Origin of the sequence: Agathobaculum faecis, from assembly GCF_014287995.1 — a bacterium.
Classification (GTDB): Bacteria; Bacillota; Clostridia; order Oscillospirales; family Butyricicoccaceae; genus Agathobaculum; species Agathobaculum ammoniilyticum.
Window position 1 is genome coordinate 15221 of record NZ_JACOPL010000002.1, and the last position, 11409, is coordinate 26629.

General features: G+C 59.9%; 10 protein-coding genes. 4 read left to right on the forward strand and 6 right to left on the reverse strand.

What is annotated here, in order from left to right; all coding sequences use genetic code 11:
- Window position 1 precedes the first annotated feature (1 nt).
- Genes H8S45_RS02030 through H8S45_RS02040 form a run of 3 tightly spaced genes read right to left on the reverse strand, consistent with a single transcriptional unit; the run spans window position 2 to window position 3597 of the window.
- Entirely contained in the window at window positions 2-949 is a 948-nt protein-coding gene (locus H8S45_RS02030; protein WP_054326634.1) for an ABC transporter permease, read from the reverse strand.
- Window positions 946-2463: a sugar ABC transporter ATP-binding protein gene (locus H8S45_RS02035; RefSeq protein ID WP_054326633.1), complete on the reverse strand. Its 1518-nt coding sequence runs from the start codon at window positions 2461-2463 to the stop codon at window positions 946-948. The genes H8S45_RS02030 and H8S45_RS02035 overlap by 4 nt, the downstream gene beginning before the upstream one ends.
- Window positions 2464-2481: 18 nt before the next feature.
- Window positions 2482-3597, reverse strand: a complete 1116-nt coding sequence (locus tag H8S45_RS02040; protein WP_054326632.1) for an ABC transporter substrate-binding protein — start codon at window positions 3595-3597, stop codon at window positions 2482-2484.
- Between the two features lie 364 nt (window positions 3598-3961).
- Between H8S45_RS02040 and H8S45_RS02045 the strand changes: the two genes are divergently transcribed.
- Genes H8S45_RS02045 through H8S45_RS02055 form a run of 3 tightly spaced genes read left to right on the forward strand, consistent with a single transcriptional unit; the run spans window position 3962 to window position 7954 of the window.
- Window positions 3962-4939, forward strand: a complete 978-nt coding sequence (locus H8S45_RS02045) for a substrate-binding domain-containing protein (RefSeq protein ID WP_054326631.1) — start codon at window positions 3962-3964, stop codon at window positions 4937-4939.
- Window positions 4936-6354 carry a sensor histidine kinase gene (locus H8S45_RS02050; RefSeq protein WP_054326630.1) on the forward strand — a complete coding sequence of 473 codons (1419 nt, stop codon included), beginning with the start codon at window positions 4936-4938 and terminating at the stop codon, window positions 6352-6354. The genes H8S45_RS02045 and H8S45_RS02050 overlap by 4 nt, the downstream gene beginning before the upstream one ends.
- A 13-nt stretch (window positions 6355-6367) precedes the next feature.
- Window positions 6368-7954, forward strand: coding sequence for a response regulator (locus tag H8S45_RS02055; RefSeq protein WP_054326629.1), 1587 nt, complete (start codon window positions 6368-6370; stop codon window positions 7952-7954).
- Window positions 7955-7999: 45 nt separating this feature from the next.
- Here the strand turns inward: H8S45_RS02055 and H8S45_RS02060 are convergent, their stop codons facing one another.
- The 3 genes from H8S45_RS02060 to H8S45_RS02070 are packed head-to-tail and all read right to left on the reverse strand — an operon-like array spanning window position 8000 to window position 10108.
- Entirely contained in the window at window positions 8000-8680 is a 681-nt protein-coding gene (locus H8S45_RS02060) for a PspA/IM30 family protein (RefSeq protein WP_054326628.1), read from the reverse strand.
- A 36-nt stretch (window positions 8681-8716) separates the two neighbouring features.
- Entirely contained in the window at window positions 8717-9688 is a 972-nt protein-coding gene (locus H8S45_RS02065) for a hypothetical protein (RefSeq protein ID WP_153802376.1), read from the reverse strand.
- Between the two features lie 15 nt (window positions 9689-9703).
- Window positions 9704-10108, reverse strand: coding sequence for a CBS domain-containing protein (locus H8S45_RS02070; RefSeq protein WP_107631332.1), 405 nt, complete (start codon window positions 10106-10108; stop codon window positions 9704-9706).
- A gap of 252 nt (window positions 10109-10360) precedes the next feature.
- On the opposite strand from H8S45_RS02070, the gene H8S45_RS02075 reads away from it, so the two are divergent.
- Entirely contained in the window at window positions 10361-11383 is a 1023-nt protein-coding gene (locus H8S45_RS02075; protein WP_054326627.1) for an ABC transporter substrate-binding protein, read from the forward strand.
- Window positions 11384-11409 lie beyond the last annotated feature (26 nt).

Below are 11409 nucleotides of genomic sequence, written 5' to 3' on the forward strand. Positions count from 1 at the left end.
CTCACCCTTTCTGCTTATCCTTGATTGAGAATACCAGCACCGTGACCAGCAGGATTAAGCCCTTGAAAACATACTGATAATACGAGCTGACGCCGACCATGTTCAGGATATTGCTGATTCCGGTCAGGATAAAGGTCGAGGCCAACAGGCCCACGATATTGCCCTGGCCCCCGAACAGGCTCACGCCGCCCAGTACGCACACGGTCACGGAATCCATACTGTAGGTCTCGCCCAGCGTGGCGTCGCCCGAGCCCATGCGCGCGGCGACGCAAATGCCGCCCACCGCCGCCAGGACCGAGCACAGGATATGCGCCTGCATGCGCACCCGCCCGACCGGTATGCCGGAAAGTGCGGCGGTCGTCGGGTTGCCACCGACCGCATACAGATTCCGTCCCAGACGGCGGCTGCCCAGCAGCCAGACCAGCAGCGCGCCGGCCACCGCCCACAGCAGCACCGCGTGCGGGAAAATGCCGATCCGCCCGAACAGCAGATCCATGAATTCATAGGGGATCGACCCGCCCGGTACGGGCCGGATTTTGAGCGCGACGCCGTTGACGATGCACATGGTGGACAGCGTCATGATAAACGGCGGGATGCGCAGGCGCACGATGCCGAAGCCGTTGAACACACCGACCAGCGCGCCCGCGGCCAGCGTAAGGAGGATATTGAGCAGGATACCCGCCGCGCCGCCGGACAGCTCCAGCGACATGATCGCGGTAGACATGCTGACCACCGCGCCGACCGACAGGTCAATGCCCGCCAGCAGTATGGTCAGCACCTGGCCGAGCGCCACGATGCCAAGCCCCACCGCCTGCTCCATGATGTTGCCGAGGTTGATTCCGGTCAGGAAGCGCGGAGAGGATACCGCGCCCACCACCGCAACGGCCAGCAGGATCGCGTAAACGATAAACAGATTGTCATGCCTTTTGATAAACGCACGCAGATTCATACCGCCGCCTCCTTCGCCACGCCCGTCGCAAGGCGCATCACGCTTTCCTCGGTCGCGTCCGCCGCTGCAAGCTCGCCGCTGATGCCGCCGCCGTAAACAACCAGGATGCGGTCGCTGACATTGAGCACCTCCATCAGGTCGCTTGATACCATCACGACTGCGACCTGTTCCTCGCGCGCCAGCTTTTTGAGCAGCGTATAAATCTCGATCTTTGCCGCCACGTCGATGCCGCGCGTGGGCTCATGCACCAAAAGGACCTTGGGTGCGGGCGACAGGCATTTCCCGAGCAATACCTTCTGCTGGTTGCCGCCGGACAGCTTTCGCACCAGCTTGGCCGAGCTTTCCGCCTTAATGTTCATCAGCTCCATGTAGCGCTGCGTTTCCTGCCGTTCCGCCTGCACGGTGAGGAACGGTCCGGTCTTCAGCCTGCGGAATACCGGCAGGCTGATGTTGCGATAGATCGGCAGGTCCAGGCACAAGCCCTCGTTCTTCCGGTCATCGGTCAGGAAGGTGACGCCGTGCGCCATCGCCTCCCTGGTGCTGCGGATACGGACCTCCTGCCCGTCAATAAAGATTTTCCCCGCGGCCAGCCGGTGCAGCCCAAACAGCGCACGCAGCAGCTCCCGCTGTCCCTGTCCCTCCAGTCCGGTCACGCCGAGTATCTCTCCCGCGCGGACGGAAAAACTTGCCGGCCCCTTGCCGGGCGCAATCACCAGGCCTTCGGCCTGCAGCCGTACCTCTCCCGCCGCCGCCTCGTCGCGCGGCGGGAAAATATTATCCAGCTTGCGGCCGACCATCAGGCTAACCACCTCGTCCTTTGTCGTCTCCTCCGTGCGCAGGGTCGCGGCCATAACACCGTCCTTGAGCACGGTAATACGGTCCGAGATATCAAACACCTCGTTTAGGCGGTGGGATATGTAAATGATCGTCCGTCCTTCGTCCCGCAGCCGACGCATGGCTGCGAACAGCGAGCTTACCTCTACCGGCGTGAGCGCCGCGGTCGGCTCGTCCATAATGATGATCTGGGTATCCAGCTCGATCGCTTTCATGATCTCGACCATCTGCTGCTGCGCCACCGTCAGGCTGCACACCGGCGCATCCGGTTCCAGTTCCATGCGCATCATGCGGGACAGCTCCTCTGTACGCCGCCGCATGGCTGGAAAATCAAGGTTCCCACCCTTTTTCCGCAGTTGACGCCCTAAAAAGATATTTTCCGCGATGCTCATGTGCGGCACCAGATTAAATTCCTGATGGATGATGCTGACGCCCGCCTGCTGCGCCTGCAGCGTGCCGGTGAATTTGACTGGCTTGCCGTTCAGGTACAGCTCGCCCGACGTCGGCTGGTAGACGCCGGAAAAAATACGCATCAGCGTGGATTTTCCGGCGCCGTTTTCCCCAACGAGGGTATGGATCTCGCCGGACGTACAGCTAAAGTTTACATGATCAAGCACCAGGTTATCGTAAAACGATTTGCAGATGTCCTTAGCTTCGAGAACCGTCTGTCGCAAATCCATTCCCTCTCTTCCTGTCAGTCACTCAAGATAGTACTGGTCCGCTACCTCCTTGGGCATCTTGGTGTTGCACCAATAGGCATCCGAGTATTCCGGCCGGACATACTGGTCAATATCGGCGTCGGTAATCGTCGGCACCGGAATATAGTTGTACTTTTCGATCGGCTCGCCGGCCAGCGCCTTGAGCGCGGCCTCAAGCGCGACCTCGCCCTGCCAAGCGGCATCGCTCGCCGCGATGGACTTGAAGCCTTCGGACTGCGCTTCTTTCCACAGCTTGAGGAAACCGTTGCTGTCCTCGCCGGTCATCGGTACCAGCGGGCGTCCTGCCGCCTGGAACGCTTCGATCGCGCCTTGCGTCATGGCACCGCCCTGCGACCATACGCCGTCAATATCCGGATAGGCCGCGAGCGCCTGCTCGGTCGCCTGCTTGCCCTTGTCATAGGCCCAGTCGGCATAATAGGTGGCGAGGATATTGATGTTCTTGCCGCCGTCCGGCAGCTCGTCCAGCGCTTTTTGCAGCCCTTGGTGGCGCATCTCGCCGACACCCGCGCCGGCCGTGCCGTCCAGAACGATGATGTTGCCCTTGCCATCCAGCTCATTGAGCAGCCATTTGCCCATAACATAGCCGAACTCGATCGCGTCCGTACCCACATAGCCGGTAAACGCACTCTCGTCCTCTACCTCGGAGTTGAAGACAATGACCGGTATGCCCTGGTCGATCGCTTTCCTGGTCACCGCGTTGGTGGCGGTCGTGGAGCCCGGCGCGACCAGCAGCGCATCGATGCCGCGCGCCATCAGGTCCTGAATATCGGATACCTGCTTGGAGGTATCGCCGCCCGCGTCCGTCGTATACAGGGTCACGCCCGCCTGCTCGGCCGCGTATTCCAGCTCGCGCACCATCTGCACGCGGAACGTGTTGACCACCGAGATGTTGGAAAAGCCAATGGTATACGGCCCGTCCTTCTTGAACTGCGAGGTATCCACCATGCCCTCGCCCACATCCGTGGTTTCGGCCTGGGCGTCACCCATATCCTCATCGGTCTGGCCGCCTGTTGTCTGGCCGCCGTTACCGCAGGCGGTCAGGGTCAGCATGCCCGCCAGCAGCAGGCTCAGTAATGATAGCATTCTCTTTTTCATAATATTGCCTCCTTATCTCTTGTCTCTTTCTTCTCCGTCTCCTGTCGGATCGCAGTTTTAGTATAAGGGTCAGTTCCCCGCATGGAAATGCACAAACTTACGAGAAATTTTCGCAGCCCGCCCCACTAACAAAAAAATATCAGAAAAATTCGTACCTCCTCCATTTTCCGCATTATTTTTTCTACATTCCCCATTTATTTTTCGTATTTTTTGCAAATATACAACATTTTCCTACACAATGCACCCATGCGGAATTTGTTTCCAGTTGCAACAGCCTCCGGTTTCCGATATGATTTTTTATTATGGTATACTGTTGCGGCCGCGCGTTTTATCCGCTGCGCCGGACGGAAATGGAGGAATGCTCATGCCGGTCAGAAAACCGCTCCTGCTCGCGATCGCCGCGATTGTCGCCGGCATGCTGCTGGTGGAAAGCGTGATCCTGTTCCAGCCCTCCGGCCGCGGCACGGCCACGCCTGACGTTGTGATCGGCCTTGTGCTGACCGACTGCGAGGACGACTGGAAGCAGCAGATGTACGACAGCATCCAGCAGGCCGCGCGCCGCAGCCATATCCAGGTAACCACCATCCAGACCGCGCGCACGCAGGCCGACCAGATCGACGCGATCCGCACGCTCCTGGTTTACCGGACGAATGCCATCATCTTTTCCCCGGTAATGGAAAACGGCTGGGAATACATCCTGTCCGAAGCCGCAGAGGCTGAAATCCCGCTGATTACGATTAACGAGCGTCTGTCCCAATCCGCCGCGGGCGGCCCGCAGGATAGCGCCTGTCAGGTCTACCATGTCGGCTTCGACTATTACGCCCTGTCCGGACAGCTTGCGGCAACGCTGTGCCAGAGCGGCAGCGACGGGTTCCAGCTCGTCCAGCTCGGCGGCACGGTAGCCTCCTCGGCGGCGCACGATATCTCGGACGGGTTTCAGGATTCGCTTTCCCAAAGCAGCCAATACCGTCTCTGCTTCAGCGTGGGCGGGGATTATATGCGCTCGCGCGCCTATGAGCTGATCCGCTCCCTGCTGCGCAACGAATATGAATTCGACACCGTGCTGTCCTATAACGATGGAATGACGCTCGGCGTGATCGACGCGCTCGAGGCAAACGGCCTGCGGCCGGGCAGCGACGTGCGTATATTTTCCCTCGGCGGCGGGGAAAGCGTGATGCAGGCCTTTTCCGATGGCAAAATCAACGCGCTCGGCCAGTGCGACCTCACCGATTTCGGCACAACGGTCATCGATCTGGTCTGGATGCTGGAACAAGGCGGGTCGCCCGCTGAGAACACGCTTCTCCCCGGGACCCTGCTGGTCAACGGAGGGATCGGGCCATGAAAAAACAGCAGAGCATTCAGCGCCGCCTGCATTCCTCTTATCTGTTCATCGTGGGCCTGCTGTCCGTGCCGACCATACTTCTGCTCCTGTTCCTGCTTCCCACGACCGCGCGTTACCACCAGCATATCAACTATATCTCGGATGCGCGCGCCATCGTCGATCTGTCCGGCGCCCGCCTGGAAAGCGAGCTTTGGGATATCGTTGCCGGAAACCAGGCTTACCAGGCAGGAGCGCAGGAGCACATCATGGATGAGATCTCCACCCGCCTGGACCGCCTGCTTTACGAAACCGAAATCTATGAAAGCCGCCAGCAGGTAGAGGCCGCCGTGCGGCTCGTGGATACGATGTCCTCCTATATGGAGGAGCTGGGCGCACCCTCCTACCGCCATTCGGTCATGTATTCCAACGAGCAGATCCTGCGCGAGATCCGAAGCGTGTCCGACCTGCTCCACACGGTCCTACAGGAGTATATTTTCATTGAGATCGGCGTGATCTCGGATATCAACGGACAGTTGCGCTCCTGCTCGATCGCAATCACCTTTCTCGCCGCACTGCTGCTGCTGGTGATCATCATGGCGGCGGTGGATTCCTGCCGGTCGGTGCAGCGGGACATCCGCGAGCCGATCGGCAGGCTGGAGGCCATGTCGGTCCAGCTCGCGGCGGGCAATCTGGAGGCGCGCGCCGCGCCGCCCTCCGTATCCGAGCTGGACACCCTGACCCGCAGCCTCAACACCATGGCCGACCAGCTTGACGAGCTGATCGAGAACCGCATTGCGGACCAGCGCAGTCTGCGCAAAGCAGAAATGCGCACCCTGCAGGCGCAGATCACCCCGCATTTTATTTATAACACGCTGGATACGATCGTCTGGCTGGCACAGCAGAAGGAAAATCAGGCGGTCGTGGATATCACTATGGCGCTGACCCAGTTTTTCCGTATCTCGCTGAGCGGCGGCAGCGACTATATCACTGTCGGCCAGGAGCTGTCCCATGTGGAAAGCTATCTGAAAATACAGGCCGTGCGCTATGAAAGCATCATGCAGTACCGCATCGATGTGGAGGCGTCGCTCGCCCCCTGTCCCATACTCAAGCTGTTGCTTCAGCCCCTTGTGGAGAACGCGATCTATCACGGCATCAAGAAAAAGCGGGGGCGCGGCCTGATCACTGTCACCGGCCGGCGCAATCCCGACCAGACCATGACGTTCTCAGTGTCGGATACCGGCATCGGCATGCCCGCGGAGCGGCTGGCAGAGGTGCGCGCGGCGCTGACCTCGGACGCCGGCCCGCAGGCCGGCTTCGGCCTGTACAACGTCAACCAGCGTATCCGCCTTTATTACAACAACTCCGGCCTGGATATTCAAAGCGCCTACCGGTCCGGCACGACCATATCATTCACCATCCCCTGCCGTATGGACTGACGGAGGAAACACCATGTATCAATTATTTATTGTGGACGACGAGGAGGTCGTGCGCAAAGGCATCCGCGAACTCCTGCAGAGCGCGGAAAACCAATACGCCATCTGCGGGGAAGCCTCGGATGGCGAGCTGGCCCTGCCCATGATCCAGGAGCTTAAGCCGGATATCCTGCTGACCGATATCCGCATGCCCTTTCTGGACGGCCTGGAGCTGTGCGAAATGATCCGCGCGAAAATGCCTTGGGTGCATATCCTCATTTTGAGCGGCCACGACGAATTTGAATACGCGCGCAAGGCGGTCTCGCTCGGCGTGGATGAATACATCCTCAAGCCGGTCACCATGCCGCAGCTTCTGGGAAGCCTGGAAAAGACCGCGCGCAAGATCGAGGAGGAGCGCGCCTCCTATTTCACCGGCCTGGATACGGAAAACGCCTCCGCGCGCAAACGCGGTGTAATGGTCAGCCATTTCCTCAACGAGCTGCTGGATGAGGTCTTTTCCGCCTCGGACGCGCTGGCGCGGGCGGAAAAGCTCGGCCTTTCGCTCGCCGCGCGGCAATATCTGATCTGCTGCCTGGACATCCGCTCGGATACAGGGGATGTTTCGGAAAGTCTGCTGCGCCGCCAATTCTGCCTGCTGCTCGGCCGCATGCTCGACGAACGGGAGGATATCCTGTGGTGCGGCCGCGGGGACGGCTTCCTCCTGCTGCTCAAGGCCGGAGAAAATGATGGACTCCTTGAAACCGCCTATGAAACCGCGCAGGCGCTCAAGCACGAGGCCGAACGCATGATGAACGCCAGCCTTTCCGCCGGCATCGGCTCGATCGTGCCGCGGCTGAGCGAGCTGCCGCGCTCCTATCAGGATGCCAGGCGCTCGCTCGGCGGGCTGGTCGGCCAGCCGCACGGCTCAATCCTCAGCGCGCTTGATCTGGAACACGGCCTGTTCCCCCAGTTCGATTTCACCGAAGCAGTCCCGCTTGCGGAACGGTTGCGCCACGTGTCGCAGGAGGATATCGATTTCCTGCTCGAGCACCACTTCGGCTCCGCGCGTGAGGAAAACGGCTCCAGCCTATTGTACCGGTATTACCTGCTGGCCGATCTGGTCGTTTCCTCCATGCGCCTGCTGCAGAGCATCGACGCGGAGCAGCCCGCCATCCTGCGGGACGCTGGAAACAGCGATACCCTGATGAAAGCTGTTGTGACCTATCCGGACACGCTTGCCTTTGCCCGCTCGCTGGTGGAGGCCGTCATCCTGCAGCGCGACCGCAAGCAGGGCGTGCGGTACGGGGAGGAGCTGCAACGCGCCAAGGACTATATCCGCCGGCATTTTGCGGACAACGACCTTTCGCTCAACACGGTGGCGGCCGAGGTGGGCTTCAGCCCCAACCATTTCAGCACGGTATTTTCCCAGCAGATGGGACAGACCTTTGTGGAATACCTGACGCGGTTCCGCGTCGAGCGGAGCAAACGCCTGCTGCGCGAGACCGACCTGCGGCTCGCCGACATCGCCTACGCCATCGGCTACAATGAGCCGCACTATTTCAGCTATATTTTTAAAAAATACACCGGCATATCGCCCAGTGTCTACCGGAAACAGGCGCAATAAAAAGGGGAGAGCGGCTTCGCTCTCCCCTTTGCTCTGGCTGACCGGTTACAGGCCCATCTCTGCTTTCAGTCTGGCAAGCTCTTCGTCTACCGCGGAGGAAGCGCCCGCTTGGGCGTATTTCTTTTCCAGCTCCGCGGCCTCGTCCTTCGGCTGCCCGTTCAGCTCGGCCATCGCGCTTGAACGGTCAAGCATCTCGTCGGCCTTGGCCTCCATGCGCTCGAACGCGCTCATCGCGCCCGCGGCCTTGTCCGCGGACGAGGAAAACTCGTTGACCTTCTGCTGGGTCTTGGCAACCGCGACCTTTGCCTTAATCATTTCGCGGCGGGCGTTCAGCGTGCCAATGTCCTCGACCAGCTTATCGTGCATCTGGCGCATCTTCTGTGCGTTTTCGTGCGCGGCGTCATAGGTCGCCTGCAGCGAGGCGGCCTTTTCAGTAAGCCGCTGCTTTTTGGCGAGGAACACGCGCGCGTCGCCCTCATTTCCAGCCTGCAGCGCCTTGCGCGCCAAACCGTCGTATTTTTCGGTCTCGACCCGATTATCCTCCACCATGCGCCTTGCGCGAGATTCCTGCGCCATCACGCCCGCGGTCTCCTTTTTTACCTCGGCCAAGTTCTCGGTCAGGTCGCGCAGGTATTGGTCGATCATTTTCGCCGGATCCTCCGCCCGATCGAGCAGGTCGTTGATGTTTGCCTTGATAATGTCGGTGAAACGTTCTAGAATGCCCATGATTTTTTACTCCTTTTCCACACGGTTTCTTTTTGCTTATGGTTTATCCTCATATTTCTTTGCCAGATCCTCAACTTCCTGGTCTTCGAACTTTTCCAGCGGCGTTTTCAGGATCTCCTCGGTGCGCTTCTGCTCCCGCTCCCGCTGCTCGCGGCGCTTTTTGAGCGTCAGGAACACCAGAACCGCCACGACCACCACGGCGGCGCAGACCGCCACCGGCACCACGGGCGATCGGGTCACGGTCATGATCCGCTCGCCGGTTTTGGCAAAGGCGTTGGAGAAAATCTCCTCCTCACTAATCGAATAGTCACTGTAATACCGGTCCAGATAGTCGGCAAGGATGCCGACCGCCTCGTCGTCCATCACGGACTTGGCCATGCTACCGGCCGTATAGCCGCAGTTATAGGAGCCATGCCCGTCGTCGCAGAACACCAGCAGGAAATGCCCCTCATCCTGAAATAGCTGCGGATACAGCTCCTCCGCTTTTTCGGTCAGCTCGCTGACCGAGGTAACCGCGCCGTTTGGCAGCAGGTACAGGTAGGGCTGCACGCCCGTTTCCCGATAAAACTGCTTCATGCCGGCCTCCAGACGGTTGGCGTTGCCAAACCAACCGCCCTCGTCCGTATAATAGCCGGTCTCCTGCACGGCCGAGGCGGGCAGCTTTTCCCGCTCCACCGTGGACTTGGCCACCCCGCCGCCTGAGGGAATACCGCCCGAAGCCAGCAGAACACCGATAAACAGCAGCACGGCGATCACGGCGACCAGCACCGTCATACCGCGTCCGCCGCCGTTCCCGCCGCTCGGCCCGCCTCCACCGTAGTAGCGGCGCGAATTGTGAATAATAACCGGTCCCGTGCGGAACCCGCCGAAGCCGCCGTGGAACCCGCCGCCGCCAAAGCTGCCGCCGCTGCGTCCCCCGCCGCCGGAAAAACCGCCGGAGGACCGTCCGCCGCCGCGAAAGCCGCCCCCGCCGCGGAACCCGCCTCCGCCGCCGCCTGATCTTCCCATTATGTTCCCCCTCCGTCAGTTTTTTTCCGCCCTGCAGGTATCGCGCAGGTGCTTGATCACGTCATGCCGCGTGACGATGCCGATGAACATGCCGCGTCCATCCGCGACCGGCACAAAGTTCTGCGCGGTTACGAGATCCACCATATCCTCCATTTTGGCGTCGATGCTCACCGACCGGTGCCGCACACGGCGCTCGACCTCGCCCACGGTCATTTTTTCGAGCTGCTCAGGCGTTTTGCGCAGCAGAAGGCGCAGGAAGTCCCCTTCCCCGATCGTGCCGATGTAACGCCCATTATGGTCGATCACCGGAATCGCGGTAAACCCGCTTTTCATCATATCGTCAAGCGCCTGCCGCACCGGACAGTCGTCGAACAGGTACGAAACCTCTATTTTCGGTTTGAGAAAAAAAGATATGTTCATATGGTTTTCCTCCGTTTGATTCCTTTGTTATTGTATAATGCCGCGGCCTTTCGGTCAACCGTTATCGGTCAATACTTACAGTTTATTTACAATTTGGCAGGGTATTCTTGTAAAAGTTGACAGCCAGCCGCGACCGCAGCAAAAAAATGTGCCCTGCAGCCTTGACTTATGCTCTTTTAACTGCTAAACTGTAAAAGTCAACAGGCTTTACCGGTTTTTGACACGCATTTTATGCAGAAAAGGGGTTTACTCATGAAAAAGAGATTGCTCGCCGCACTGATGGCCGGCGCGATGGCGCTTTCCATGGCTGCCTGCGGCAATTCCAACACTGATTCTACGACGCAGGACACCGGCAGCGGGGACGATGCCGCCGCACAGGCCGGCGATTACAATGTCGGTATCGTGCAGCTTGTACAGCATGAAGCGCTCGACGCAGCAACCCAGGGCTTTCAGGATAAACTGAAAGAGCTGATTGAGGCGGCCGGCGGCTCGGTCGAATACGCTTACCAGAACGCCGCGAATGATTCGGCCAACTGCTCCACCATCGTCAACGGCTTTGTTTCTTCGGGCGTGGACCTGATCATGGCCAACGCAACGCCTGCGCTGCAGGCCGCGCAGGCCGCGACCGCGGATATCCCGATCCTCGGCACCTCGATCTCGGACTACGGCACCGCGCTCGGCGTGGATAACTGGACCAGCACCTCTACCAGCGGAACCAATATCTCCGGCACGACCGACCTCGCCCCGCTTGACGGGCAGGCCGAAATGTTGCAGGAGCTGTTTCCGGATGCAAAGAACGTGGGCCTGCTGTTCTGCTCGGCCGAGCCGAACTCCCGCTACCAGGTGGACACCATCAAGCCTTTCCTGGAGGAGATGGGCTACACCTGCACCGAGTACGCCTTTACCGACTCGAATGACGTAGCCTCCGTCACCCAGAACGCGGCTTCCGCCTGCGATGTCATCTATATCCCCACGGATAACACCGCCGCCTCCTGCACGGAAGCGATCGCCAACGTGGTCCTGCCGGCGGGCGTGCCGGTTATCGCGGGCGAGCAGGGCATCTGCGAGGGCTGCGGCGTGGCGACCCTGTCCATCGACTATTACGAGCTGGGCGAGGTCACCGGTGAGATGGCGTTCGAAGTCCTTGTAAACGACGCGAACCCGGGCGAAATGACCATCGAACCCGCGCCCAACTTCACCAAGATGTACAACGCCGCCAACTGCGAGACGCTCGGCGTCACCATTCCGGACGGCTACGAGGCGATCGGCCAATAACCCGACCCACCGGACGAAAAAAGCGG